The following is a 25,707-nucleotide window of genomic DNA, read 5'->3' as shown; positions in this document are numbered from 1 at the left end:
CGGAACACCCATCCTCACACCGCGTTCGCCCCGCGACGCAACACGAGGAGTAGACTCCACCATGGCAGATCCGATGATTCCGAGCATCTTCGAGGGCGAAGCGAACCTGTCCACCACCGAGCGGGCGGTGTCCGTGGTGCTCGGCCTCGGCATCGCGGCCGCCGCCGCCCAGCCGCGCCCGAACAAGTGGCTGAGCCTCGCCGCCCTCGTCGTCGGCGCCGGCCTCGCCATCCGGGGCGCCACCGGCCATTGCCCGGTCAAGTCGGCCGGCTACATCTCCTGAACCCAAATCTCTTGAACCCAAGACACGCAAAAGGGGCGCTCCGATGGGGCGCCCCTTTTTTCATGTTCAATGAAACGCGAAAGGCGCGGACCTGAGGCCCGCACTGTCGCGGCCGTTCAGAGGGTGGTGGTGCGGCGGTTGGCGATGAAGCCGTAGATGGCGAGCACCACGATGGCGCCGACCACCGCGCCGATGAAGCCCGCGCCCTGGTTCGGGCCGTACCAGCCGAGCGCCTGGCCGAGGAAGGTGGCGACGAAGGCGCCGACGATGCCGAGGATCGTGGTGAGGATGAAGCCCGCGGGCTCCTTGTCGCCCGGCATGATGAACTTGGCGACGACACCGGCGAGGAAGCCGATGATGATGGTCCAGATGATACCCATGAGATGATCCCCGATACGCGGCGGCCGGGATTGTCCCCGCCGGACTTGGCCGTATTGGTCAAGCAACGCCGCATCGCGGGATGGGTTGCGCCCGGCGTGGCGAGAATGTCTCATTCCGCGAAGGGGCGCGTCCCCCTGCCCCTTTACGGGCGGCCCTCCCGCACGGCACAACGCGGGGCACCCTCCCCCATTGTCGAGTGTCCCCGCATGTCCACGATCACCCGTTTCGAATCCGGCGCCCGCATGAGCCAGGCCGTCACCTATGGCGACATGGTCTACCTCGCGGGTCAGGTGGCCGGCACGGTGGTGGGGGCCGGCGTCACGGCGCAGACGCAGGAGATCCTCGCCGAGATCGACCGGCTGCTCGCCCAGGCCGGCAGCGACAAGAGCCGGATCCTCTCGACCACGATCTATCTCGCCGACATCGCCACCTTCGCCGAGATGAACGCCGCCTGGGATTCCTGGGTCTCGAAGGACAACCCGCCCGCCCGCGCCACGGTGGAGGCCAAGCTCGCCGCCCCCGAATACCTCGTGGAGATCGTCGTCGTCGCGGTGAAGCGTCCCGCCTGAGGCCCGGACAAGCGAGGAGCCAGCCGATGCGCCGGATCGTTTTCGTCATCCTTCTGATCGCGCTGGCGCTCAGCCTCGCCGGGTCGCTGTTCCTGGCCTTCGCCTTCCTCAATTCGGCGCAGGTTCAGGAGCAGAAGGGCCAGGAGCCCAAGGGACCCGAGCGCGTGGTCAACATCTACAACTGGTCGGACTATATCGACCCCAAGATGCTGGACGCCTTCACCAGGGAGACCGGCATCAAGGTCGTGTACGACACCTACGACAACAACGAGATCCTGGAGACGAAGCTGCTCGCCGGCCAGTCCGGCTACGATCTCGTGGTGCCCACCGGCCCGTTCCTGCAGCGGCTGATCAAGGCGGGCGTGTTCCGCCCCCTCGACAAGGCCAAGATCCCCAACCTCAAACACGCCTGGCCCGAGATCGCCCAGCGCCTCGCGGTCTACGATCCCGGCAACGCCTATGCCGTCGATTACATGTGGGGCACCACCGGCATCGGCGTGAATCTCGGCCCCGTGCGCGAGCGCCTCGGCCCGAACCAGGCCCTCAACACCTGGACCCTGGTGCTCAACCCCGCGCTGATGGCCAAGCTGAAGGATTGCGGGGTGATGATGCTCGACAGCCCCGAGGACCTGATCCCCAGCATGCTGCCGGCCTACGGCCTCAAGCCCGACACCAAGCGCTGGGACGACATCTCCCAGGTCACCGACGCCCTGTTCAAGGTGCGCGGCTCGGTGCGGAAATTCCACTCGTCGGAATACATCAACGGGCTCGCCAACGGCGATCTCTGCCTCGCGGTGGGCTATTCCGGCGACGTGATGCAGGCGAAGAAACGCGCCGAGGAATCGAAGAACGGCGTCGAGATCGCCTATTTCATCCCGAAGGAAGGCGCGCTGATGTGGTTCGACGCGCTGGCCATCCCCAAGGACGCCCCCCACCCGGAGGAGGCCCACCGGTTCATCGACTACCTGATGCGCCCCGAGGTCGCCGCCGCCAACACCAATTTCGTCTCCTACGCCAACGGCAACCTCGCCGCGAAACCGCTGGTGAAGCCGGAGATTCTGTCGAATGCCGGCATCTACCCGGACGACGCGACGATGCAGCGGCTCTTCACCAACCAGGCCTGGGATGACCGGACGCAGCGGTTCGTGACGCGGAATTGGACGCGGGTGCGGACGGGGCGGTGATATCTGAGTTGTGACGTTGCTGTCCCTCTAAGACGAGTCCGTCTATTGCTTTGCTGTTACAGTTTGAAAACTGTAACAAAATGAAAAAGCACTAGATTTTAACTGCCAAGACAATATCTCAAAGCTCTATAATTGGGCATGTAGACATCCGGTCATTCCACGTTCCTCGCAACTCATAGTCGCGCGGGGTGCGTGGGGTCTGCCAGTCGTAGTCTTGCAATATTCCACCATGAATGGAATAGAACGGACGACACAGTATGTGCCATTCTAGTCCTGGCTTTGCCGCACTACAGGCAGCAAGAGCTCGCAATCGCGGCGTATAAACTGGGTCTTCCTGGCAGGATAATGGAAGCCGTGGATCAAACCATCGCTTTGTCTCTGCGCTGCTATAAGAAGTCATTAGGATTGTTGATCCTGCTGCTAACATGCAAAGTCGAAATCCGATCGTCATTCATGTCTTCCGCAGCCGAAGGCACACGAGACTTCAAGTTTATACGATTGTAATGTTTAATGTCAATATCATCGAAATTTAACGCGTAAACTTTCAAATATTATTTTAGATTTTTAATTTGGGGTTTCATGAATGAGGTTCGACTTGAAGCAGTTGTGATCGGCAGATCAAGATTTGCAGATCACCTTGTAAAGGGCGAAGCCACGGAGGGTCTTAACGCTGCGCTCCTCGTCGTTCGAGCTTTCACGAATTGATTCGAGATTTCTTGACAAAATTCCTATTTCATGCCTATATCCCCACACCTGCCGCCCAGCGAAGGGGGCCTGTCCGGTGACCGACCGGGTGGGCCGAAAGGGGCGGCGGGGCGGTGCCTGCGTCGGTGGTGTCGGTCACCATCGCCCCGGGCGGCGGCTCGATAGTCTGGGGGCTCGGATGGGGGCGCGGTAGGTCGGGAGTTAAATGCCCCGGCACTGACCCCGTTCTGGGCTGCCATGACGAGGTTTGCGGCCCCTCCAATACGAGAGGGCGTGCGGGGCAAAGTCCGTTCGAACAGCCGGGCTGGGATGCAACACGACCACCTCAGGCGCGACGCAACGCGAGGACCGCTGGAGACACCGCGACGACAAAACAGGCCCCGGCGGGAACGCCGGAGCCTGACGGGACGCCGGGGGACCGGCAAACAATTCTAGCGCTCAATGGGTTCCGCGGCGTCCCGCGTCCCCTGTTTGGGACTTCTCTTAGGCCATTCCCCCCGGCGCTTGTCCGCGCGCGGGGGTGAAGGTGTGTGGATCCCCTCGCCCCGCTCGCGGGGAGAGGGACGCGACGACCTCGTCGTCGGCGCGTCGAGGCGGCAGCCGAGGGTGAGGGGGCGATGACGGACGAGTCTCTTTCGAAATCGCCCCCTCACCCTCGCTTCGGCTTCGCCTCTCGCTCATCGCGGACACGACGAGGTGTCCGCGATCCTCTCCCCGCTCGCGGGGAGAGGGGGCTCTCCCCTACGATCAATCCTTCAGGTCGGCCGGCACCTTGCCGCCGTTCTCCTCGAGCTTCTTGATGACCTGCTTGTGCAGCCAGACGTTCATCGTGGCCGAGTCTTCCTTGTCGCCGGTGTAGTGCAGCTCGTCGGCGAGCGACTTGCGGGCGCTGAGGCTCGAATCGATGTCGAGGAGCTTCATCAGGTCGACGATGGAGGTGCGCCAGTTGAGGGTCTGCGAGTTCTTGGAGGCCAGGCCGTTCAGCACGGCTTCCACGTCCACGGGCTCGCCGGGCTTCGCCGCTGCGGCGCCGGTCGTGTCGGTCGTGGCCGTGCCGGCCGGTGCGTCGGCGGGGGCGGCCTCCGCGCTGGTGCTTCCGCCACCGAACGGGTGCAGGATCTTGCTGACGATGCTGCCGAGAAAGCTCATGGCGTTGTGTCCTTGTCGTTGGCCGGCCGCGACGAGATGCGGCCGGTCTCCTGCTCTCAACGGAATCGGGCCGAGCCCGTTCCGGTCCCACGCCGGGGAATAAAGACCGCGCGGCCAAGCGTGAGCGGGGAACGCCCTCCCCGATTGAGGGGCCGGGGCCGTTCTTTCGCTCACGGGTGTTTGAAGAATGCGCCGCCTGTGGCATGGCCGGGCTCAAGGCTCCTCGGCGGGCCACCCTTCGCTCCGGAATCCGGATCTCCCGATGCGCTCTCCCCTCCCCGTCCTCGCGACGCTCCTGACGGCCTTCGTCGGGCTCGTCCTCGCCGCCCCCGCCCAGGCGCAGACCGCGCCGACGCCGATGCGAATCGGCGTCATCCCGGTCATCGGCGCCGCGCCGATCTTCGTGGCCAACGGCGAAGGCTGGCTCAAGGAGGCGGGCCTCGCCCCCACCTTCACCACCTTCGAATCCGGCCCGAACATGATTCAGGCGCTGGCATCCGGCACCATCGACGTCTACGTCGCCGGCGTCGCGCCCCTCGCCGTGGCGCGGACCAAGAACATCGACGTCCGCGTGGTCGCCTCCACGGCGGTGGAGGAGATGGTGTTCGTGGCCGGGCCGAAGCTCGCCCCCTTCCTCGCCAGCGGCGCGAGCAAGGCCGAGGCCTTCGCGCAGTTCAAGGCCAAGGAAGGCCGCCCCGCCCGCCTCGCCACCCAGCCCCTCGGCTCGGTGCCCAACACCACCCTGCAGCATTGGCTGTGGCAGGTGGCCAAGGCCGACAAGGCCAATGCCGAGGTGGTGTCCATGGGCATCGACGCGACGCAGCAGGCGATCCTCGCCGGCGCCGTCGACGGGGCCTCGATCCGCGAGCCGGCCCTCACCATCGTCCAGGGCCGCAACCCCGAGATCAAGCTGATCGCCAACGGAGCCGAGATGTTCCCCGACCAGCCGGGCACGGTGGTGGGCGTCTACGGCGCCTATGCCGACCGGAACCCCGGCGCCGTGGAATCCCTGGTGCGCTCCCTCATCCGCGCCGACACCCTGTTGAAATCCGACTCGGCCAAGGCCGCGCCGCACGTGCTCGCCGCCCTCGGCAAGGGCATCGTCGATCTCGCCACCATCCAGAAGGCCCTCACCTCCCCGGCGGCGAAGTTCACCGTCGATCCGCGCGCCATCGTGGTCGCCACCAAGGCGATGCAGGCCTATCAGGTCTCCATCGGCGCCCTGGAGAAGGACGTGCCCCTCGATGGGCTGTTCGACTCGCGCTACTACGAGAAGGCCATCGCGCCCTGACCGCGCGTACCGACCGGATGAGTTCCCTTCGCGCACCCGCCCTCGCGGCTTTCGGGCTCATCGCCTTCCTCCTGTTCTGGGAGGCGATGCCCCGGCTCGGGCTGATCAACCCGGCCTTCCTGCCGCCGCCGAGCACGATCCCCGCCGCCTTCCTCAACGAGATCCGCCTCGGGGTCTGGGGCGAAGCGGTGTGGTCGAGCCTCAGCCACTACCTCGTCGGCCTCGTGGTCGGCGCCGGGGCCGGTATTGCGCTCGGCATCGTCGTGGGGATGTTCCGCGGCTTCGAGGCGCTCACCGCCTGGATCGTGCGCCTGCTGCGCCCGATCCCCGGCCTCGCCTGGGTGCCCTTCGCCATCATCTGGTTCGGGGTCCAGCCCTCGGCCGCCGTGTTCATCATCGCCATCGGCGTGTTCTGGATCGTGTTCTTCGCTACGCAAGGGGCCGTGCGCGGGGTCGACCGCGACCTGATCGAGGTCGCCCAGGCCTTCGGCTTCCGCTCCGCCTGGTCGCGCCTCACCAAGATCCTGCTGCCGGCCGCGACTCCTGGCATCCTCGTCGGCCTGCGCACGGCGCTGGGCCAGGCCTGGATGGCGGTGGTCGCCGCCGAGATCTTCGGCGTGCCCGGCGTCGGCGCCCGCATGATGCAGGCCTCCAGCCTCCTCTCCACCGACATCGTGGTCGTCTACATGCTCACCATGGCCGGGCTCTACGGCCTGTTCGATACCGGCTTCGTCGCCCTCCAGGGCTGGCTCCTGCGGTGGCGCGCCTGATGGACCCGATCATCGACATACGCGGCCTCAGCCTCGCCTACGAGCGCGACGGCATCCGCAACGTCATCCTGTCGGACCTCGACCTCGCCATCGCGCGCGGGGAGTTCGTGGTCATCGTCGGCGAATCCGGCGTCGGCAAATCCACGGTCCTGCGGGTGCTGATCGGCCTCGCCGAGCCCAGCGGCGGGACGGTGCGCCTCGCCACGCGCGAGGGCTGCCGCACGCCGATGGCGCTGGTGTTCCAGGACGCCCGCCTGCTCCCATGGCGCCGGGTGATCGCCAACGTCGCCTTCGGTCTCGAGGGCAGCGGCCTGTCGAAGGCTCAGCGCCTGGCCAAGGCGCAGGAGATGCTCATCCTCGTGGGCCTCGGCGACCTCGGCCAGCGCTGGCCGCACCAGCTCTCCGGCGGACAGCGCCAGCGCGTCGCCATCGCGCGCGCGCTGGCCGTCGACCCGGACGTGCTCCTCATGGACGAACCGTTCTCGGCGCTGGACAGCTTCACCCGCGAGGGCCTGCAGGACGAGCTGCAGCGCATCCAGGCGACGACGGGCAAGACCATTCTGTTCGTCACCCACGATATCGACGAGGCGGTGACCCTCGCCGACCGCGTCGTGGTGCTCGCGGGCAGTCCCGGACGGGTCGCCGCCGATATGACGATTGACGTTCCCCGCCCCCGCCTGCGCAGGGATACGGCTCTTACCGATGCGGCCCGGATGCTGCGGGCCGAATTGTCGGGGCGGTCGGCGGAATTGTGACCCTCCGCGCAGGCGAGGTGTCGTTGGGGCGTTCTCCCAGGGAAGCGCCATTGCATCCCGCCGATAAAGACTGCATCGCTCCCCACCCGAGACCGCCTGGGCGGTCGATCGGCAGAGAGACCCCGCCATGACGCCTGACGAGATTGCAGACCTCAACCGCGCCCGCGCCAGCCTCTCGCGGCAGCGCAGCGCCCTCGCCAAGCGGATCGGTTCGAGCGAACTCGCCGCCGCCTCCGCGGCGGAGGATTTCATGCGTATCCTGCTGGCGATCGAGGCGGTCGACCGGGCGCTGACCAATGCCGGACAGCCCTACATGCCGCCGATCTCCAACGCGGACGCCTGAGCCATGGCCGACACGAAGGACGCCAACGGCACGAAGCTGGCGGACGGAGATTCCGTGACCCTGGTCAAGGACCTCAAGGTGAAGGGAACCTCGACCACCTTGAAGCGGGGAACGCTGATCAAGAACATCCGCATCACGGATGATCCCGACGAGATCGAGTGCAATGCCGACAAGGTGAAGGGGCTCGTCCTGAAGACCCAGTTCCTCAAGAAGGCCTGAGATTAGTCGCCGGAGACGGCGCTCGGCGCACGGATCGGCGAGCGGCTCAGGCTGCGGATGGCACGGGAGGGGCGGCCGGACTTCTCGGCGATGGCGCGGTCCTGCTCCTCGATGAGGAGCCGGGCCGGCTCGTCGCCATCGAGGCCTCCGAGGATCTCCATGGGAACCCGCCGGTTCGAGGCGCGGGACTCGTCCTCGTAGAGGACATCGAACAGGACGGAGCCACGCTCCTGCGGTTTCGACTTGGTGCGCTTGGCCATGACGGATGCTCGGAGGATAAAACCTGGGAAGGTGCCCGGTCGACGGCTCTCAAGGCATGGTGCTTAGCGATCGACCCCGTGGTCCCGCCTGCATCCTGCCTTCTTCGCCGTCGCCGACCGATCGGAAGGGTCGCGACCGGGCTCCGGCGCTACATGGTCCCGTCCCGGCATTAAGGCAACCCGTATCCCCTCCGGCACGGTGCGGCGCGAGGCAGCCTGCCGCATGGGCCGACCTGATGGACCGACCTGTGGCATGATGCGTGCGGACCGCCCGCGGGGACCCGCCCGTCGGGCCAGGGCCCGGCGAGCGAGGAGCCGATTGCGCGATGACCGATCCGACACCGCTGACACGCTTCTCCGTCGCCCCTTTGAGCCGGATGACCCGCCAGCTTGCCAGTGTCGCAGGCGGACGGGCCGAGCCCGATCTGGTCATCACCGGCGTGCGGATTCTGTCCACCTATTCCGAACGGATGCGGCCCGCCAGCGAGGTCTGGATCACCGGCGGGCGCATCGCTGCCGTGAAGCCGGCAGGAACCTACAGGGGCGGCGCTTCACGCTATGACGCCGAGGGCGGCATTCTGGCTCCTGGCTTGGTCGATCCGCATCTGCACATCGAGAGCAGCATGGTGACGGCCTGCGCCTATGCCGAAGCGGCGCTCCTGAACGGCACCACGACGATCGTCTGCGACAGCCACGAGATCGGCAACGTCCTCGACGCGGACGGGATCGCCTGGATGCTGGAGGATGCCCGCGCGGCGCCGCTCAACATCTACCTTACGGTTCCAAGCACGGTCCCAGCGACCTCCCCGGAGCTGGAGTCTGCTGGAGGCGATCTTACGGCGGATAAGATCGGCGCTCTGTTCGATGCCTGGCCGGAGGCGATTGGTCTCGGCGAGAAGATGGATTTCGTTGCCGTGGCCGAGGGCGACGAGCGGGCTCACGCCATCATTGCGGCGGCACTGCAGCGTGGGCGGCCGGTCTCCGGCCATATCTACGGGCTCGGCTTCGTCAGTGCCTATGCGGCGAGCGGCGTCACCGACACCCACGAGGCCATCGACCGGGATATCGCCGACGATCTCCTGGAGGCTGGCCTGTGGATCTACCTGCGTGGCGGCCCGCCGACCACGCCCTGGCATAGCCTGCCCAAGGCCATCGGCACGATCATCGAGCTCGGGGCCGCCGCCAAGCGGGTCTGCGTCTGTACCGACGACCGGGACGCGCAGGACCTTCTTGCCTACGGCCTCGACTGGGTGGTGCGAGAGGCCATCCGCATGGGAATCCCGCCTGAACAGGCATGGTCGATGGGCTCACTTCATCCAGCCACCCGCTATGGCCTCGACGGCGAGATCGGCGGTTTCGGTGGGGGACGCCGGGCCGATCTCGTGCTCCTCGACGACGATTTCATTCCGCAGACCACTTGGTTCGGCGGTCGCTGCGTGGTCGAGAACCGCAGGATCACGCCCCTCCTCGATGCGGCGCTCTCGCGCCCCTACCGATACCCTGCACCGGCCTATGCGACGATGCATCTGCCGCAGCCCCTGTCAGCCCTCGTTCCGGTGCTTCCCGAAGGCCGCTGTGTGGTCAACGCCATCCGCACCACGCTTCCCGGCATCGAGCTGACCCATGAGCGGTACAGCCTGACGCCTGGTGCGGATTGGGCGACGACATTGCGGGACAACGACCTGTGCTTCGTCACCGTCATCGAGCGCCATGGCGGAGCCGGGAACGTCGCGCACGGATTGCTGCGCGCCTTCGGGCTGAAACATGGCGCGGTCGCGAGCAGTGTGGGCCACGATTCGCACAACGTGATCGTCGCGGGGCTGAATGAGGAGGACATGCGCGTCGCGCTCGATGCGCTGTCGGCGATTCAAGGTGGCGTCTGTGTTGTCGAGGATGGTCAAGTCACTGCCATGGTTCCGCTGCCGGTGGCGGGGCTTCTCTCGGACAAACGCATCGGCATCGTCGCCGAGGAAGTCCGCCTGCTGAAGAAGGCCTGGGAGCGGGCCGGATGCACAATCCCCTATATGGGGTTCAACCTGATCCCCCTGTCGGTCATTCCCGAAATCCGGATCACGGATAAAGGCCTCGTGCTGGTGCCCGCCATGCGGATCGTGCCGCTCTTCGAACCCACAGAGACGTGAGACTCCCGATCAGGAACCGAGACACTGCCGACAGCGTTGCTAGGTCAGGTCTCAACAGCCTTTCTTTCCCATGTCGGCTTTCACAAGTCGTGTTATTACCGAATCGGCCAGCTGAATTGTCCGTTGAGGCGATTGGCTGGCCGTTTTGCGTTGTCTTCTCTGGGCTCACGGCCTGTTACCGGAAGAGAACGCTCTTTTTTGGAGTGAGTTGATGCGGAATCTTCTGACGCTTGTCGTCCTCGGCTTCGTCGGCTTCGTCCTCGTGGCGATGTTCGTCGCACCAACCCAGCCGGATCTGAAGGCTTGGTACCTCAAGAACGCCTGCGAACATCTCGATAAGGTGTCTGCGAAAATCTGCGATCCCATGCGTCAGAACGGCGGACAAGCCCTTTGACGGGATCGCTGTCCGGGGCTTTAACGTGGCGATGAAGGGTTGGCTTTTCGTTAATCTGCGAGGGCAACGACATTAAAGCGGGGTGTCCTGACGCTCGTCGTACTCCGAATGCTGTGAGCGACGGGCAACGCGGTTGATAGGCTGTATTTGGCCGGTAACAGGAATGTACCGGGCACACCTCGTCGCGATGCCGATCCCGCCCGATAACTGGCGTGACCTAGCCCAGCCGCGTTAGAGAGACTGGATTTGCTATCATCCGGATACGGGTCCTGACTCCCGACAACTCCCGTATGAATGCTGAAGCCGCTCAAGCCTGCATATGAAAACAGCCCGGCTCCATATAATGGCGCCGGGCTGTCTAAGTCCGTTCAGTCAATTGCCGATGACGACGGAATGCTCAGTAGCCGTAGCGCCAAGCGCGGCGGCGCGCATCCCAACGACGCTCGCGGCGGATTTCCTGCCGAATAGCCTTGCGACGCAGATAACGGGCACTGTGACCGTAGCCGTAGCCATAGCCATACTGGACATGTTCCACTGCGCTCGACGGAGCGATATCCACCTTGCCGAGCGACATGGGTGCGGCCTGGGATGCTGAGGCGAAGCCTGCGCAGGCTACGAATGCCGTGAGAGCGGCAATCCGGAATGATTTCATCGCGTCGTATTCCTTCGGTCTGGATTCAGCGGATCGGGGCCGGGACCGGCATAAAGAGCAAAAATCGTTACCGAAACCCTAATATGTGCCCGTGGCCCTTAGACCAGATAGAGCGTCGCCGACGCGCGGAATACCTTTGGGCAATGGGCCTCGTTCACGATCCGGAGAGCCTCATCGACCGTAATCTGGCGGTTAAGGGCGAGCTCCTCAAGGGTCATCCATGTCGATGTCATATGTCTTATCCCTTGCTGTCGCTCTCCCAACATGCAGAGGGGCGCATTGGTTCATCGACAAAGCCCACGGCGGCCATTGGACGAGCAGTTTTGCCTGAAGATGACGTGTCATGCTTGTCCGTTGGAAGACGCGATGCGCAGCGCAAAAACGACGAAGGCCACCCGAAGGTGGCCTGTCGCTAAGCATTAGTTTGGTTGGATAAATTGGAGCGGGCGAAGGGATTCGAACCCTCGACCCCAACCTTGGCAAGGTTGTGCTCTACCCCTGAGCTACACCCGCTCACTATGCCGTGCCGCTGGAGAAGAAGACCCGCCGGCGGCCCCGGACGGCGTCTCTAAACAACATTCCTGCGGGCGTGGCAAGGGCTGTTTTGCGGTTCTTTTGCCGGCGGGCAACTTTCTCGCGTCCTCACCACGTGGCCGCCGGGGGGCGCCCATGGACGATCTCGTTGAGCCGCTCGCGGGTGGCCCGCGTAGTCTCCTCAGGTAGGGCATCAAGCGCGAAGAAGTCGCTCTCCGCGATCTCCCGGTCGGGTGCCTTCGGTCCGAGAAGCGTGAAAGCGGGGGCGGCGTAGACGGCGATGTGGTCGCGGCCTGCGGCAGCAGTGCTGCGGAAAAAGCCATGCAGGCGCAGCGTGTCCGCTGCCTCGACCACGACCTCGGCCTCTTCCCGGAACTCGCGAACCATGGCATCGACGGCGTTCTCGCCGATCTCGACGCCACCGCCGGGCAAGTGCCATCCCCGCACATAGGTGTGGCGCACGAGACAGACGCGTCCCCGTGCATCGAGGGCGACCCCACGCACGCCGAGGGTCATCCCGCGGGTGGCGAGGGCGCCGAGCTGAAACAGCCGCTGGATCAGCGGCCGGTCGAAGAGGCTTCCGATCATACGACGTTGAGCCGGATGGCGCCGAAGCCCTCGATGGCCGCCTCCATCACCTGTCCCCGCTCGACCGCGCCGACGCCCGAAGGGGTGCCGGTGAAGATGAGGTCGCCGGGATGGAGCTCGAAATAGGTAGACAGGAGGGCGATCTGGTCGGAGATCGACCAGATCATCTCCGACAGGTCGCCGGTCTGGCGGGGACTATCGTCTACCGAGAGTGCAATGGCGCCGCGCATCGGATGGCCCCAACCTTCGACCCGGCGGAGTGGTCCGATGGGGGCCGAAGCATCCGCCGACTTGGCGAGGTCCCACGGGCGAGCGAGGCGCTTGGCTTCGTCCTGAACATCGCGCCGGGTCATGTCGAGACCAACGGCATAGCCGTAGACGTGATTGAGCGCCTCGGCTGCAAGGATGTCCCGCCCGCCACGCCCGAGGGCCGCGACGAGTTCCACCTCGAAATGGTAATTGGCGGTGCGCGGCGGATAGGGATGATCCACTACCTCCGCGCCCGGGACGATCTGGAGCGCGTCCGCCGGTTTCATGAAGAAGAACGGCGGCTCGTGGTCGGGATCCTTCCCCATTTCACGGGCATGAGCTGCATAGTTGCGTCCCACGCAATAGACGCGGCGCACGGGGAAGAAGTCCTCGCTGCCCACGATGGGTAGGACGATGCGGGGCGGGTTCGGGATCACGGACTGCATCGGTCGGGCAACTCCTCTCGGTTTGAGCAGATCGGTTGCGGGGTAGCTCCGCTCCCTGCAAAGACGGGTCGCGATCTTTATCATAGGAAGCGGGCCAGCCGCCGCCATCGTGTCGGTCCGGCCACAACCACTCCGCCGTTAACCCTTTCATCTCGCGCTTCGAGCTACCCGTGACCGCTTCCACCGATCTCCTCTCTCGTCTCGCCGGACGCTTGGGGGAGAAGCATGTCCTCACGGCGCCCGCGGACATTGCGCCTCATCTCGTGGAATGGCGCGGCCTCTTCCAGGGCCGCGCGCTCGCCGTCGTCCGTCCGGCCGATACCTCCGAGGTCGCTTTCGTCGTTACAGTCTGCGCCGAAGCTGGAATCGCCATCGTCGCCCAGGGCGGTAATACCGGATTGGTGGGGGGCGGAGTGCCACACGGCGGGATCGTCCTGTCCCTCGGCCGCCTCTCGCGCATCCGCGCCATCGATCCCCTAAGCGCCAGCATCACCGTCGAGGCTGGCGCCCTGCTTGCCGAGGTTCAGGCGGCGGCCGATGAGCAGGGGATGCTGTTCCCCCTGTCGCTGCCCTCTGAGGGCTCGTGCACGATCGGCGGCAATCTCGCGACCAATGCCGGCGGGACCGGCGTCCTCGCCTATGGCAACATGCGTGACCTCGTGCTCGGGCTCGAAGTGGTGCTGGCCGACGGCCGGGTCTGGAACGGGCTAAGCGCGCTGCGCAAGGACAATGCGGGCTACGACCTGAAACATCTGTTCGTCGGATCGGAAGGGACGCTCGGAATCATTACGGCAGCGGTGCTGAAGCTCTATCCCAAGCCCTCGTCGCGGGCGGTCGGCTTTGCCGGCCTGTCGTCCCCGCAGGCCGCTCTGGCCTTGTTCGACGCGTTGAAGCGGACGGCTGGACAGGACCTCACGGCATTCGAGTACATTCCGCGCTTCGGCCTCGACATCGTGTTGAAACACAGACCCGCATGTCAGCGCCCCCTCCCCGGCGACCACGCGGCCTACGCGCTCGTCGAGATGTCCACGACGCGCACCGGGGCAGAGGCCCTGGACGGTCTTGAGGCGGCGCTTGCCGCTGCCATCGAGGATGGCCTCGTGGAGGATGCCGTCATCGGATTGAGCGAGACGCAGAACGCGAGCTTGTGGGCGCTCCGCGAAAACCTGTCCGACGTTCAGTCGCTCGAAGGCGCCTCGATCAAGCACGACGTCTCAGTGCCGCTCTCGCGCCTTGCAGATTTCCTGGATACGGCGATCGCGGCATGCGAGGCCGAGATGCCGGGCCTGCGCGTTTGCGCGTTCGGGCATTTCGGCGACGGCAACATCCACTTCAACCTCAGCCAGCCTCTCGGCATGGACAAGCCCGCCTTCCTCGGGGATTGGGCGCGATTCAACAGGATCGTTCACGATATCGTGCATCGCATGGGCGGGTCCATCGCCGCTGAGCACGGAATCGGCCTGATCAAGCGAGACGAACTCGGTCGTTACGGCGATCCGGTCGGCCTGGACCTTATGCGCAGGCTCAAGCTCGCGCTCGATCCCCTCGATCTGCTGAACCCCGGGAAGGTCATTGCTCTGTCGGCAAACCCACCTCCGGCGCTTCCACCTGCTTAAAAGCAGAAACCGTCTGACTTCGCCCCAAGGACGCCGTGGGCGCTTACCGCGTTGTTCACATGCCCCATTGTGCGTCGCACAAGAAAGGGTCACAATCCGTCTCGCGATGCGCCATAAATCGGCTTCGAATCCCGGTCTAAAGCGCTATTACGATGAGATTGCTCCATGGGTGCGCTGCAGCGTCTTACGGGGGCGTTAACGGTCCTGCCCTCTTCATGAGAGGCGGATCGCACCCTCGATGACGGACTGCCCAGCCGGGTGACACCAAGCACCGGCTGCGCCCATGGATTACAGGGACCGAAGGAGACCAGACGATGCCGACGTCGCAGGCGAGAGTTCCCACTGCCGAGGCAAGCCGCTACCTGAAGCAGCTCTGCCGCCATTGGAGCCACAAATTCCCCGTGGAAGCCACGGAAGCGGCTGGTACGGTGCCGTTCGGCGAGGACCGGGTCTGCACGTTCCAGGCAGAGGCCGATGCTTTGCTGATGCGTGTCGCGACTCCCGATCCGGCCGGTCTGACCCGCCTCGAAAACGTGGTGGCCGACCATCTCATGCGTTTCGCCTTCCGCGAAAATCTCGGCGAAATCACCTGGTCGCGCGCGGCCTGACCGCCTCCTGCGAGCCCCGCGCTTGAATCGCCGGAACGAATGCCGATCTTGCTGAGCGCCGTCTGTGCAGTTTATGCGGGGTGGAGCTGAGGAGACAGGGCGATGACGACGAGCACTGGGACTGACACGATCGCCCTCTCCTTTGACGAGCGGATCAGCCGCCTTGCCGAGGTGGCGGTCCGCATTGGGCTCGGGCTCAAGCACGGCCAGGAATTGGTGATGACGGCGCCGCTCGAAGCTGCGCCCCTCGCCCGTGCGATCACCACCGAGGCCTACAAGGCCGGTGCGTCCCTGGTGACGACCTTCTATTCTGACGATGCCGCGACCCTGGCGCGCTTCGCCCATGCGCCCGACGACGCGTTCGATACGGCTACGGGTTGGCTCTATAGCGGCATGGCCGAGGCGTTCCGCAATGGAGCTGCAAGGCTCGCGATCGCCGGAGACGATCCGTCCTTGCTGGCTGGGCAGGATACGCAAAAGGTCGCTCGCGCCAATCGCTCACGCTCGAAGGCCTATGTGCCGGCCCTCGAACTCATCGCGAACTTTGCCACCAACTGGACGATCGTCTCGGCGGCGACCCGCCCGTGGGCAAGGACCGTCTTCCCAGATTGCCCCGAGGACGAAGCCCTGGCACGCCTGTGGGACGCGATTTTCGCCGCGTCGCGCGTCGACGGGGCCGATCCGGTGAGCCAGTGGAAGGCGCATAACGATGCTCTCCACGCCCGCACCAAAATCCTCAATGAGCATCGCTTCGCGGCCCTGCGGTTTCAGGGGCCGGATACCGACCTCACCGTCGGCCTCGCCGACGATCACGAATGGTGCGGTGGTGCCTCCGTCTCGCGCAGCGGCATCCTGTGCAACGCCAACATCCCCACCGAGGAAGTGTTTACCACGCCGCACAAGTCGCGGGTGGACGGCTACGTGGCCAGCACCAAGCCCCTGTCCTACCAAGGCACGCTGATCGATGGCATTCGGGTCCGGTTCGAGGAAGGGCGCATCGTCGAGGCGACGGCTCGCACAGGGAGTGACGTCCTCGCGCGCGTGCTTGATACGGACGAGGGCTCGCGCTGCCTCGGCGAGGTGGCCCTGGTGCCGGCCTCGTCCGCCATCTCGGCTTCCGGGCTCCTGTTCTACAACACTCTCTACGACGAGAACGCCGCGAGCCACATTGCCCTGGGCCAAGCCTACAGCAAATGCTTCCGCAACGGTGGTGAAGGCTTCAGCGAGGACGACCTCGCAGCACGTGGCGCAAACCGCAGCCTGATCCACATAGACTGGATGATCGGCTCGGCCGAGATCGATGTCGATGGCCTCACCGCCGAGGGTCGCGCTGTGCCGGTGATGCGTGCGGGGGAATGGGTCGGCTGAGGCATCTAAAAGGGGTCGAGCGGTCTCAGCTTAGAAGCCCGGCCCCTTCGTAGCGCCGAGAATGCGGGCGGGATGGGCCAGCGTCCCGCTCTGGAGAACGACCACGTAGCCATCGGCATTACCCGAGCGAGCGAGATTGCGCGGGAGTTCGAAATGTGCGGCCTGGCCCATCCAGGCTCCGACCTTGTGCATCCCGCGCACCACGTTGACGTAATCCACCACCTGCCCCTTGTTTTCGCCGTGCGCAACCGCAGTCCTGTGCCTGCGCAGGATTGGCAGCAGCCAGACCTCGCCGGTCCCGCGTCCGGTGCCGATATCGATGGCGATACGGTCCCCCTGGTCCGTTACCTTCACCGGCACAGTGAGAACTCCCGCCTGCCGTGCCGCGCGAAGGCTGCGGTCGAGGAATGCCTTATCCGACCGGACCGGGGACGGCTCGCCGTTAATGATGGCCTGGGGCGTGAAAAGCTGGCGCTCGCCATGGCTGAGAGCATAGGCGCGCTGTCGCTCGGTGAAGGCGGGAATCGCGAACTCGTCCTTCCAGCCGAGATAGTCCCAGTAGGTCACAGGCAGTGTCAGGGCGATGACATCGGGCTGCTGAGCGTAGTCCCCCATCATCCGCGAGGCCTGCTGGCAGGCGCTGCAACCTTGGCTGGTGAAGAGCTCGATCACCGCGCGGGGCGGCTCGGCGCGTGCCGAACCTGCCATATGCGAGAGCAAAGGTGTCAGCGCGAGAAGGTTCAGCGCGGAACGGCGCAGGCGTGCAACGGATCGGCCCATATGCCTATGTGACAGCGCCTTCGCCCGTAACGGAAGTCACGTTGCCTCGATGGTCCCTGGATGGATCTGGCTGTTTCGCCAGGGCCCCCTTGGGTTTTGGCAGCATGTTCGGCCGCCAGCGCCTGTGCATCCACAGCCATTGGCCGGGATTGTCCCGGACCCACTCCTCCACCACGCGGGTCATCGCCTGCATCGCGCCCTGCACGTCGATCTCGCCTTTGGCATCGCGGGGCAGGTCGAGGGGTGGGGTGAGCTCGAGATGGAAGTGGGCATTGTCCTTGCGCACCACGCGGACTCCGTGGACGGGGCATTCGTAATGCTTGGCGAGCTTGGCGAGCAGTGGGTTCACGAGAACGGGCCGGCCGAAGAACTCGACCACCACGCCGCGGGTGAAATGCTGATCGATGAGCTGGCCGAGATGGCCGCCGCGCTCCACGACGCCCTGCATGGAGAACACGGCGCCCTGCCCCGCCGCCGCCAGACCGCCCATGGTCTCGCGGCGCACCTCGGCGACGAGGCGGGCCGAGGCGATATCGTTGGGCGGCCGGAAGATTGCCGTAGCCACGAGCCCGTAGCGAGCAGCGCAGATCGCCGGCAATTCCCAATTGGCGAGGTGGGCGGCGAAGATCAGCCCCGGCTTGCCGTCATCGCGCAAGGCCTCGAAATGCTCTGCGCCGGCAACGGACATGCGCTGGCTCGCCGGATCGGCGGGGTCGACATCGAACAGAGTGGCGAGATGGGCGTATTCCGCCCCCGTCCGGCCGAGATTGTCCCAGGCCTCCCTAGCCAGCGCCTTGATCTTGGCCTCATCCTTCTCGGGGTAGGCAGCGCGCAGGTTCGCTAACGCGATGCGGTTTGCCGGCAGGAAAGGTCCTACCCTCCGCGCGATCGCCCCGCCGGTGCGGCTCGCCCGCTCGGTCCCTAGCACGCGCGCCAGCCAGAACAGGCAGCGGACCAACGGAATCATGGCGATTCCCGCCATCCGAGGCAGGTGGCGGTTCAGGACGAGGGCAAGACGCAGCACGAGACTATCCGGAAGTGGCTATCGTGCTCGTGTAGAACATTTTCCGGGTGAGGGGCAGCCTGAGGTGGAGGCGAGCCCTGCTTGCCGCAACGATAGGTCAGTCGATCGCCACCAGGATCTTCCCGAACACCTTGCGCGATTCCAGGCGTTCCAGCCCCCGTGAAAAATCCTCCAATGGGAGAACCGTATCCACCACCGGCGTGATCCCCTCCGCCATCTTCGCGAGGGACTGTCGGATATTGGCCATGGAGCAGCCGAATGAGCCGGTGATGCGGTATTGCTGCTGGAACAACTGCATGAGGTTCATGGTGGTGGAGACGCCGGAGGTGGATCCGCATGTGACGAGGCGACCGCCTCGCTTGAGGCACAAAAGCGAGCCGTTCCAAGTGTCGGGACCGACATGCTCGAAGACCACATCGACGCCCTTCCGCTTGGTCAGCCGGCGGACCTCGCCCTCGAAGCGCTCGTCACGGTAGTTGATGACGTGATCGGCGCCGAGGGCTTTCGCCATCTCGCCCTTCCTGTCGTCGCCCACTGTCGTGAACACAGTGCAGCCGATAGCCTTGGCCATCTTGATCGCGGCCGTGCCGATGCCCGAGCCGCCAGCATGGACGAGAATGCTCTCGCCGGGTTCCAGCCTGGCATTGTCGAACAGCATGTGCTGAACGGTGCCGAAGGCGATCGGCGCACAGGCCGCGTCGGTGAAGCTTACCCCATCGGGCACCTTCACCACGAGACGGGCCTGTATGGTGACGCGCTCGCGCGCGAACCCGTCGATATGGAAGCCCATGACGCCGGAGACGTCCTCGCACAGGTTGTCGCGACCTTCCCGGCATGCCTTACAGCGGCCGCAAGTCTGTGCGCCGTACATCACCACGCGGTCATTCTCGCGCAGGTCCGTCACGCCCTCGCCGACGCCGACGATCTCGCCCGAGGCTTCGGCTCCCACCGTTAGCGGCATCTTGCGCTTGGCGAAGGCCATGCCGCGAAAGCCCCAGACATCGATGAAGTTCAAGCCCACCGCGCGCACGCGGATCTGAACCTCGCCTGGGCCGGGAGCGGCAGGCGGATCGATCTCGCCGAGGCGCAGGTCGCGGTCGCCGAAGAGTTGGAGGGCTTGCATCGGTCTCGTCTCCGGTCGGGCGTATCGGGCTCGGGATGTCCTTCCCGCGACCTCGTCCTCAGGCCCCCGCGACAGCGGGCTTCGAAGGGGGGCTACGGCCCGTGCACCATCTGGAGCCCTCTCGTCGAGGTCTCCGCGTTGCTCCGGCACCTCGGGTTGAGGGGATCGGAATGGATAGGGGCGCCTTATCGACTGAAAGTCGCTTCGGCTCAATCCGGTGCGAGGTAGCGTCGCCGCGCCCAGCCGAGGATCGGGCCGGCTTTGACCCGGCACCATGTGAGGCCGCTCGGCGTCTCGTTGGTGCAGCCGAAGCCGCGCAGGCGCGCGCCTTCCGGCGCCTGGCCGAGCACGGGGGCCGAGGCGTCCGGGGTCTCGCGGATGCTCAGCGCGTCACCGCGCGGCAGGCCGTCGACGCGAAAGGCGCCGGTTTCGGCAAGCGCAGGAGCCACTGTCAGAAGCAGCGCGGGGATGAGACGGAAGCACAATGGATCGTCCGCCTCAGGTCCGGTGAACGCCCATCATCGCCGTCAGCCCGCCATCGACGGGCAGGACCGCGCCGGTGATGTAGGCCGCGCCGTCTCCCATGAGGAAGGCCACCAGCGCCGCCACTTCCTCGGGCTTGGCGAAGCGTCCGGAGGGAATCTGCTTCTCCATGCCGGCACGGTGCGCGGCGTAGGGGGCCATCATCTCGGTGTCGATGAACCCCGGCGCGATGACGTTGACCGTCACCCCACGCTTGGCCGATTCGATCGCCAGCGTCCGGCAATAGGAGATCAGCGCACCCTTCGTTGCCGCATAGGCGGCATTGCCCGGATTGGCCTGAAGGGCCGCCACCGACCCGATGGCGACGATGCGTCCGGAACGTCCGCGGATCATGCTGCGCACAAGCGCCTTCGCGATGCGGGTCAGCGACCAGAAGTTCACCTGCATCGCCGCCTCGGCCTTGTCCTGTGCCATCATCGCCGCCAGCACGTCGTAGGATTGGCCGGCATTGTGGACGAGGCCGTAGTACGCCTCCCCCTCGTGGGCCTCGCAGAAAGCCTCCAGGGCATCGCAGTCGGCGAGGTCGAGGGGATAGGCCGTGATCGCCTGTTTGGGGTGGGCCTGAGTGAGTTCGGCGACGAGGCGTTCCGCCGCTTCGCCCGATGAGCGATAGGTGAAGGCAACGTCGTAGCCGGCAGATACCAGCGCTCGTACGATGGCCGATCCGAGGCCGGAGGCGCCGCCCGTGACAAGGACGCGGCGGGACACTTCACTGGTCATGAGGGCTCGTCCCCGAGGACGAGGCAGGTGTTCTGCCCGCCGAAACCGAAGGAATTCGACAGGATGCGGCTGACGCGGGCATCGCGGGCCGTGGTTACCACGTCGAGGGAAAGGGCCGGGTCCGGCATCACGTAGTTGATGGTCGGCGGGATGCGGCCATGGGCGATAGTGAGAAGCGAGATTACTGCCTCGATGGCCCCCGCGGCAGTCAGCGTGTGGCCGATCATCGACTTGTTCGACGAGATCGGCAGGGTACGGATGCGGTCACCGAATACGGCGGCGCAGCCCAACGCCTCCATCTTGTCGTTTTCCGGCGTCGACGTGCCGTGGGCATTGATCGTGTCGATGGAATCCGGCTCGGTGCCGGCATCGACCAGGGCCGCGCGGATGGCGGCGATGCCGGGCGCACCGTCCGGGCTGGACCGGGTGCGATGGAAGCCGTCGCCCTTCTCGCCGCAGCCCAAGACGTAGCCGAGGATCGTCGCGCCCCGCGCCCGTGCGGATTCGGCATTCTCCAGGACCAGGGCGGCGGCCCCCTCCCCCATGACGAAACCGTCGCGATTCTTGGAGAAGGGCTTCGAGGCCCCCTCCGGTGGATCGTTCTGGGTCGAGAGAGCGGAGAGCAGCGAGAAACGTATCAGCGATTCCGGGTTCACCGAACCGTCGGTGCCGATGCACAGGGCTGCCTGCATCTCGCCCCGCCGGATCGCCTCGACGCCGAGCTGGATCGCGGTGGCGCCGGAGGAGCAGGCGGTAGACAGCGAGATCGGCGATCCCTTGGTGCCGAACCGGTCGGCGATGTTGTCGGCCACGGTCGCGAAGATGAAGAGGTCGTGCCAGGCGTCGAACGCCCGGCTCGACGCGGCGCGCTGGAGATCAGAATAGGTGATGTCGCCGTTCTGGCCGGAAGCCTGAGCCATGGCTTGGCGCTGTGGCCATTCCATCTCCACCGGCGGTACGGCGATGAACAGCGCACCGGGAAAATCCCCCTTCGTACCGATGCCAGATTGGGTGATCGCCTCCTCGGCCGCCTCCTCGGCGAAGCGCTGCGACAGTGCGGGCGCCACGAGCGGGTCGGTGTCGAGAAAATCCACCGTGCCGGCGATGCACGTGCGCAGACCCTCCGTGTGGAAGCGCGCGATGGTGTGGATGCCGGACCGGCCGGCGGTGAGCGCGGCCCAATTGTCGGCCTGCCCCTGTCCGAGGGACGTGACGATGCCGAGGCCCGTCACGGCGACCAGCGGTCGGCCATGGCTGTCCCGGCATCTTTGTGAATCGCGGGGAGAGGAATTCGTCATCGCGCCGTCTTGCTATCGTTTCGATCGAACGGCCTTGAAGGTGCCCCGCCCCGGACATCAGAGCCGATCGATTACGGTTGCGCCCGTCTTAGATGATTTTCGTTTGACTGACAGCCGCGTCGCGGCCGGTCACGACAGCGCGCTCAGCCGGACAACGCCCTCGCCGCGGCGATGTCCGACCGTGGTAACCGCGATCTCCCGCGCCCTACCCTCCGAAATGAGGGCGGCGCCGAGCGCGGCCCCGAACGGGGCGGTGACTTCGAGGGAATGGCCGCTCAGGTCGCCCAACACCGTGATGGGCACGCCGGGTGCGAGTTCGGCCAGGGCTGCGCCCTCCTCCGCGGTGATGGAGCGGACACCGGTGGCGCCCGAGATCACGGCGTCCGGTTTGGCGCCAGCCGTGTCCCACAAGGTGGACAGGCTGCGCCCCACGCTGCCGGGCTCGCGCCGGGGACGGTCGCTCTGCACCGGAAGCAGACGGGCGAAGATCTTCGCACCACGCGCAGCTGCGCTCTCGGCCGCTTCCAGCATGAGGAAGGCGGCGGCACTTCCCAGGATGAAGCCGGCCTCGCCTTCGTCCCCGCGCTCGAACACTGGGCGGAAATCGCCCTTGCGCAGGTATCCGCCCATCTCGTGGACGACCAGAACGTCTGGGCGTTCTGCGCTGTAGGAGCCGCCCACCAGCATCGTGTCGATCTGGCCCGAAGCGATGCGGCTCTGAGCGTTACGCAAGGCGTCGACGCCCGAGGCCTCCTCGCCCATGAACGTGCGCGAGGCGCCTGTAACGCCGTGGACGATGGCGATATTCCCGGCGAGCAGGTTGGAGAGTTGGGCTAGAAATAGGGTCGGGCGCAGGTCGTTCTGCAGGTGCTCGTTGAGATAGGCGCCCGGATCGGCCGTGTCCCGCAGGCCGGTGAGGATCGCGCCGTCGACGGCCGTATCGCGCTCGCCACCGCCGCAGGCGACGACGAGGTGCATCGCCGACTTGAAGGCCGCGTCCTGTTTCACCCCGGCCGAATCGAGGGCGAGGCCGGCGGCGTAGACGCCGAGACGCTGCCACGCCTCCATCTGCCGCTGGTCGGACTTTTTGGGGATCTGTCCATCGAGAACCAGCGCCGGGGCGGGATGGACCGGATAGGGCGCGAATCGCTCTGTATCCACGGTCTTCGGGCTACCCGCCGCCAAGGCTTCGAGGTGGGCGGCAATCCCCTCGCCGGCACAGGAGACGAGGCCGATGCCGGTGACGACGACGTCGCGCTGGCTCATGCTGGTCTTACTCATGCCGGAACCGCCCCGCCGGGGGGCGCCCCCGATGCTATGGCACGATCCATCAGGCCTATCCGTTGGGCGCGCTCGCGCATGGGCGCGTCGAGCCCTTCCGGGAAGGGCATCGTCCGGAACCGCAACTCCGCGTCGGCCAGCGGCTTGCCCTCGTGGCGGATGGAAGCTTTGGTCACCGCGTAACCGGAACCGTCATGCTCCAGGCTCGCCTGCACGACGAGCGTCGCGCCAGGCCCCACGAAGGAGCGGAACCGTGCCTTGTCCACCGCCATCAGGAACGGCATCTGCACGAAATCGAGATGGGCGAGGAGCAAGTAACCGGACGCCTGCGCCATGGTCTCGGTGAGGAGCACCCCGGGCACCAGGGGATGGCCGGGAAAGTGTCCCTCGAAGACCGGGCTTTCCATCGGCACATGGGCCAGGGCCTCGATCCGGCCGGCGGCCTTGTCGAGACTCGTCACCGTGTCGATCATCTCGAAATATTCGAGGCGCATGGCGTCAAAGGCTCCGCTGGGGACTAGAGGCTCCGCTGGACTCTCAAGGGCTCGGCTCCGCCGGGCTCGCCCTTCAGGCCTTGGCGGCCTTCTCGGCCACCAGCGCGTCGATCCGGGCGCAGAGGTTCTTCAGCACGAAATACTCCTCGGCCGGCACCTTGCCCTCGTTGACCTCCTGGGTCCAACGCTCAAGCGGCAGCTTGATGCCGAAGGCCTTATCCACCGCGAAGGCGATGTCGAGGAAGGCCAGCGAATCGATGCCAAGATCCTCGATGGCGTGGCTCTCGGGCGAGATGGTGTCGCGCGGGATGTCAGCGGTGTCGGCGATGATGTCCGCGACGCGGTCGAACGTAGCGGTGGTCGGCTGGTCAGACATGCGTTCTCGCCGTTTTCTTCTCTATGGCGCGCCCTGGCGGGTCCGATGTCGGATCCTGTTACGGGCGCGGCCGGTCCGAGGCTGGCGCGTGAACCCGGCGCCCCCCGGGTCGCGCAGCATGCCCCCGAAGCGGCGTCGCGCCGCTTCCGATCGAAGGCGGTCCCTTACACGAGGGGGTGATGCCGGGCAACCTTGGCAGAAGCTCCGCTCGGGCTCGCGCCTTCGTGCGGTCACGGGCCGCACCGGACCATACCGCCCGTCGCTGCCTTGACCTACATGCGGACGCGCGCCCGTTCGGCGAAGGGCTGTCCTCGCTCCCGGCCCGAATTCATCGAGCGTGAGCGTGCCACAGGGCGGCAGAGGTGACGAGAATGGAACGACCTACTTCTGTCGATGCGGTGGAGCCGCCGACGGATCATCGCAGCCGTGCCCAAGGAGGCGCGCGCATCGCCCTGGTCCTGGCGCTGTCCGCCCTCGGCCTGTGGGTGCTCCACCCGTTCCTGCCGGCGCTGGCCTGGGCCGTGATCCTCGCCATCGCGCTCTGGCCGCTCTACGCGAAGGCCGAGCGGCGCTGGCCGCCCGGGGGGCATAACATCCTGCTGCCGAGCCTGTTCACCCTGGCGGTGGCGCTGGTCTTCCTGGCGCCCCTGGTGGTCCTTGGGGTGCAGGCGGCGCGGGAGGCGCATGACGCCATGGACTGGGTGAAGGCGGTGGAGCAAAGCGGGATTCCGGCCCCGGAATTCCTGTCCCACCTGCCCTACGGGGCGGCCAGGGCCGGTGCCTGGTGGAACGAGAACCTCAGTCATCCGTCCGCCGGTTCCGAGATTTTGCACAAGCTCGACAACTCGACGACGATCGGCCTGACCAAGAGTCTCGGGGCGCAGGTGGTCCGGCGGGTGGTGCTGTTCGGCTTCACCCTGCTGACGCTGTTCTTCCTGTTTCGCGACGGGCGAATTGTCATCGCTCAGTCGCTGACGGCGAGCGCCCGCCTGTTCGGCCCGCGCGGCGAACGGGTGGCGCGCCAGATGGTCGCCTCCGTCCACGGCACCGTCGACGGGCTCGTCCTGGTCGGTCTCGGCGAAGGCGTACTCCTTGGAATCGTTTACTATTTTGCGGGCGTGCCGCATCCGGTCCTGCTCGGCGCGCTGACGGCGGTGGCGGCGATGATCCCGTTCGGGGCGCCGCTGGTCTTCGGCATCGCCGCGCTGATCCTGCTCGCCGGCGGTGCGGTGGTCCCGGCGGCGGTGGTCGTGGTGGCAGGCTTCGTCGTCACCTTCGTCGCCGACCATTTCGTCCGGCCGGTGCTGATCGGCGGAACCACGCGGCTGCCCTTCCTCTGGGTGCTGCTGGGCATCCTCGGCGGGGTCGAGACGTTCGGCCTGCTCGGCCTTTTTCTCGGTCCGGCGGTGATGGCGGCCCTGGTGCTGCTGTGGCGGGAATTCACCGAAGGGGACGTGCCGCAGGCCGCATCCCGAGGCCTTCGCGAACCGTAATTCGACCCGCCTGCAACCGCCATCGGACGGCCGAAGCAAGCGCCATCGGACGGTGTTTCCGGAATTTACG

At 65.9% G+C, this 25,707-nt stretch carries 29 protein-coding genes and 1 tRNA gene; 14 read left to right on the top strand and 16 right to left on the bottom strand.

The features are described 5' to 3' along the window. Window positions 1-61 precede the first annotated feature (61 nt). Entirely contained in the window at window positions 62-283 is a 222-nt protein-coding gene (locus FPV16_RS03045) for a DUF2892 domain-containing protein (RefSeq protein ID WP_018044130.1), read from the top strand. A gap of 116 nt (window positions 284-399) precedes the next feature. Here the strand turns inward: FPV16_RS03045 and FPV16_RS03040 are convergent, their stop codons facing one another. Then, window positions 400-663: a GlsB/YeaQ/YmgE family stress response membrane protein gene (locus FPV16_RS03040; protein WP_227435988.1), complete on the bottom strand. Its 264-nt coding sequence runs from the start codon at window positions 661-663 to the stop codon at window positions 400-402. A 207-nt stretch (window positions 664-870) separates the two neighbouring features. On the opposite strand from FPV16_RS03040, the gene FPV16_RS03035 reads away from it, so the two are divergent. Continuing rightward, entirely contained in the window at window positions 871-1,233 is a 363-nt protein-coding gene (locus FPV16_RS03035; RefSeq protein ID WP_227435986.1) for a RidA family protein, read from the top strand. 26 nt (window positions 1,234-1,259) lie between these two features. Beyond that, entirely contained in the window at window positions 1,260-2,417 is a 1,158-nt protein-coding gene (locus FPV16_RS03030) for a polyamine ABC transporter substrate-binding protein (RefSeq protein WP_227435984.1), read from the top strand. Window positions 2,418-3,869: 1,452 nt separating this feature from the next. Here FPV16_RS03030 and FPV16_RS03020 read toward each other — a convergent pair. Further along, window positions 3,870-4,271 (bottom strand): DUF3597 domain-containing protein, encoded by a 402-nt coding sequence (locus tag FPV16_RS03020; protein WP_227435982.1) that lies wholly within the window; start codon window positions 4,269-4,271, stop codon window positions 3,870-3,872. A gap of 262 nt (window positions 4,272-4,533) precedes the next feature. Between FPV16_RS03020 and FPV16_RS03015 the strand changes: the two genes are divergently transcribed. From FPV16_RS03015 to FPV16_RS02995, 5 genes are all read left to right on the top strand, one after another. Then, a complete protein-coding gene (locus FPV16_RS03015) occupies window positions 4,534-5,562 on the top strand; it encodes an ABC transporter substrate-binding protein (RefSeq protein WP_227435980.1) in 1,029 nt (342 codons plus the stop codon). A gap of 17 nt (window positions 5,563-5,579) precedes the next feature. Further along, window positions 5,580-6,332 (top strand): ABC transporter permease, encoded by a 753-nt coding sequence (locus FPV16_RS03010; protein ID WP_227435978.1) that lies wholly within the window; start codon window positions 5,580-5,582, stop codon window positions 6,330-6,332. Then, entirely contained in the window at window positions 6,332-7,087 is a 756-nt protein-coding gene (locus FPV16_RS03005) for an ABC transporter ATP-binding protein (RefSeq protein WP_227435976.1), read from the top strand. Before FPV16_RS03010 ends, FPV16_RS03005 begins: the two co-directional genes overlap by 1 nt. 127 nt (window positions 7,088-7,214) lie before the next feature. After that, window positions 7,215-7,430: a hypothetical protein gene (locus FPV16_RS03000; RefSeq protein WP_027173037.1), complete on the top strand. Its 216-nt coding sequence runs from the start codon at window positions 7,215-7,217 to the stop codon at window positions 7,428-7,430. A gap of 3 nt (window positions 7,431-7,433) precedes the next feature. Beyond that, a complete protein-coding gene (locus FPV16_RS02995; RefSeq protein ID WP_027173036.1) occupies window positions 7,434-7,649 on the top strand; it encodes an alkylphosphonate utilization protein in 216 nt (71 codons plus the stop codon). Between the two features lie 2 nt (window positions 7,650-7,651). On the opposite strand, the gene FPV16_RS02990 is transcribed toward FPV16_RS02995, so the two are convergent. Further along, a complete protein-coding gene (locus FPV16_RS02990) occupies window positions 7,652-7,909 on the bottom strand; it encodes a hypothetical protein (RefSeq protein WP_227435974.1) in 258 nt (85 codons plus the stop codon). Between the two features lie 326 nt (window positions 7,910-8,235). Here FPV16_RS02990 and FPV16_RS02985 point away from each other — a divergent pair, with 326 nt between their 5' ends. Beyond that, on the top strand, window positions 8,236-10,050 hold the full coding sequence (locus FPV16_RS02985) for an adenine deaminase (protein WP_227435973.1): 1,815 nt from the start codon (window positions 8,236-8,238) through the stop codon (window positions 10,048-10,050). A 211-nt stretch (window positions 10,051-10,261) separates the two neighbouring features. Continuing rightward, window positions 10,262-10,444, top strand: coding sequence for a hypothetical protein (locus tag FPV16_RS02980; protein WP_056427522.1), 183 nt, complete (start codon window positions 10,262-10,264; stop codon window positions 10,442-10,444). Between the two features lie 397 nt (window positions 10,445-10,841). Here the strand turns inward: FPV16_RS02980 and FPV16_RS02975 are convergent, their stop codons facing one another. The 4 genes from FPV16_RS02975 to FPV16_RS02960 form a co-directional block, all read right to left on the bottom strand. Then, a complete protein-coding gene (locus tag FPV16_RS02975; protein ID WP_155935152.1) occupies window positions 10,842-11,018 on the bottom strand; it encodes a hypothetical protein in 177 nt (58 codons plus the stop codon). Between the two features lie 516 nt (window positions 11,019-11,534). Further along, window positions 11,535-11,609: transfer RNA gene (locus FPV16_RS02970), tRNA-Gly, on the bottom strand. A 129-nt stretch (window positions 11,610-11,738) separates the two neighbouring features. Beyond that, the gene (locus tag FPV16_RS02965) at window positions 11,739-12,218 is read right to left on the bottom strand and encodes an NUDIX domain-containing protein (RefSeq protein ID WP_227435971.1); all 480 of its coding nucleotides are present in this window, start codon (window positions 12,216-12,218) and stop codon (window positions 11,739-11,741) included. After that, window positions 12,215-12,913: a fumarylacetoacetate hydrolase family protein gene (locus FPV16_RS02960; RefSeq protein WP_227435969.1), complete on the bottom strand. Its 699-nt coding sequence runs from the start codon at window positions 12,911-12,913 to the stop codon at window positions 12,215-12,217. Before FPV16_RS02960 ends, FPV16_RS02965 begins: the two co-directional genes overlap by 4 nt. A 170-nt stretch (window positions 12,914-13,083) precedes the next feature. Here FPV16_RS02960 and FPV16_RS02955 point away from each other — a divergent pair, with 170 nt between their 5' ends. From FPV16_RS02955 to FPV16_RS02945, 3 genes are all read left to right on the top strand, one after another. After that, window positions 13,084-14,529: an FAD-binding oxidoreductase gene (locus FPV16_RS02955; protein ID WP_227435967.1), complete on the top strand. Its 1,446-nt coding sequence runs from the start codon at window positions 13,084-13,086 to the stop codon at window positions 14,527-14,529. 314 nt (window positions 14,530-14,843) lie between these two features. Beyond that, a complete protein-coding gene (locus FPV16_RS02950) occupies window positions 14,844-15,137 on the top strand; it encodes a DUF2218 domain-containing protein (protein ID WP_227435966.1) in 294 nt (97 codons plus the stop codon). Between the two features lie 102 nt (window positions 15,138-15,239). After that, entirely contained in the window at window positions 15,240-16,505 is a 1,266-nt protein-coding gene (locus FPV16_RS02945) for an aminopeptidase (RefSeq protein ID WP_227435964.1), read from the top strand. 30 nt (window positions 16,506-16,535) lie between these two features. Here the strand turns inward: FPV16_RS02945 and FPV16_RS02940 are convergent, their stop codons facing one another. The 9 genes from FPV16_RS02940 to FPV16_RS02900 all read right to left on the bottom strand — a co-directional run bounded on the left by FPV16_RS02940 (window position 16,536) and on the right by FPV16_RS02900 (window position 24,144). Continuing rightward, window positions 16,536-17,285, bottom strand: a complete 750-nt coding sequence (locus tag FPV16_RS02940) for a DUF1223 domain-containing protein (RefSeq protein ID WP_227435962.1) — start codon at window positions 17,283-17,285, stop codon at window positions 16,536-16,538. Between the two features lie 4 nt (window positions 17,286-17,289). Then, on the bottom strand, window positions 17,290-18,309 hold the full coding sequence (locus FPV16_RS02935) for a lipid A biosynthesis lauroyl acyltransferase (RefSeq protein WP_227435960.1): 1,020 nt from the start codon (window positions 18,307-18,309) through the stop codon (window positions 17,290-17,292). Between the two features lie 97 nt (window positions 18,310-18,406). Next, window positions 18,407-19,432, bottom strand: coding sequence for a zinc-binding dehydrogenase (locus FPV16_RS02930; protein WP_227435958.1), 1,026 nt, complete (start codon window positions 19,430-19,432; stop codon window positions 18,407-18,409). Between the two features lie 209 nt (window positions 19,433-19,641). After that, a complete protein-coding gene (locus FPV16_RS02925; RefSeq protein WP_413629154.1) occupies window positions 19,642-19,917 on the bottom strand; it encodes an SH3 domain-containing protein in 276 nt (91 codons plus the stop codon). A gap of 13 nt (window positions 19,918-19,930) precedes the next feature. Next, the gene (locus tag FPV16_RS02920; RefSeq protein WP_227435956.1) at window positions 19,931-20,695 is read right to left on the bottom strand and encodes an SDR family NAD(P)-dependent oxidoreductase; all 765 of its coding nucleotides are present in this window, start codon (window positions 20,693-20,695) and stop codon (window positions 19,931-19,933) included. Then, window positions 20,692-21,993, bottom strand: a complete 1,302-nt coding sequence (locus FPV16_RS02915) for a beta-ketoacyl-ACP synthase (RefSeq protein ID WP_227435955.1) — start codon at window positions 21,991-21,993, stop codon at window positions 20,692-20,694. Before FPV16_RS02915 ends, FPV16_RS02920 begins: the two co-directional genes overlap by 4 nt. Before the next feature lie 129 nt (window positions 21,994-22,122). Then, the gene (locus tag FPV16_RS02910; RefSeq protein ID WP_227435952.1) at window positions 22,123-23,274 is read right to left on the bottom strand and encodes a beta-ketoacyl-ACP synthase; all 1,152 of its coding nucleotides are present in this window, start codon (window positions 23,272-23,274) and stop codon (window positions 22,123-22,125) included. Beyond that, entirely contained in the window at window positions 23,271-23,768 is a 498-nt protein-coding gene (locus FPV16_RS02905) for a 3-hydroxyacyl-ACP dehydratase FabZ family protein (RefSeq protein WP_227435950.1), read from the bottom strand. The genes FPV16_RS02910 and FPV16_RS02905 overlap by 4 nt, the downstream gene beginning before the upstream one ends. Window positions 23,769-23,841: 73 nt before the next feature. Beyond that, window positions 23,842-24,144, bottom strand: coding sequence for an acyl carrier protein (locus FPV16_RS02900; protein WP_018044158.1), 303 nt, complete (start codon window positions 24,142-24,144; stop codon window positions 23,842-23,844). 371 nt (window positions 24,145-24,515) lie between these two features. On the opposite strand from FPV16_RS02900, the gene FPV16_RS02895 reads away from it, so the two are divergent. Further along, the gene (locus FPV16_RS02895) at window positions 24,516-25,637 is read left to right on the top strand and encodes an AI-2E family transporter (RefSeq protein ID WP_227435948.1); all 1,122 of its coding nucleotides are present in this window, start codon (window positions 24,516-24,518) and stop codon (window positions 25,635-25,637) included. Window positions 25,638-25,707 lie beyond the last annotated feature (70 nt).

Source organism: Methylobacterium sp. W2, assembly GCF_020662345.1.
Classification (GTDB): Bacteria; Pseudomonadota; Alphaproteobacteria; order Rhizobiales; family Beijerinckiaceae; genus Methylobacterium.
Note: the sequence above shows the minus strand (reverse complement) of the source record. Positions and strands in the feature narration are given on the sequence as shown.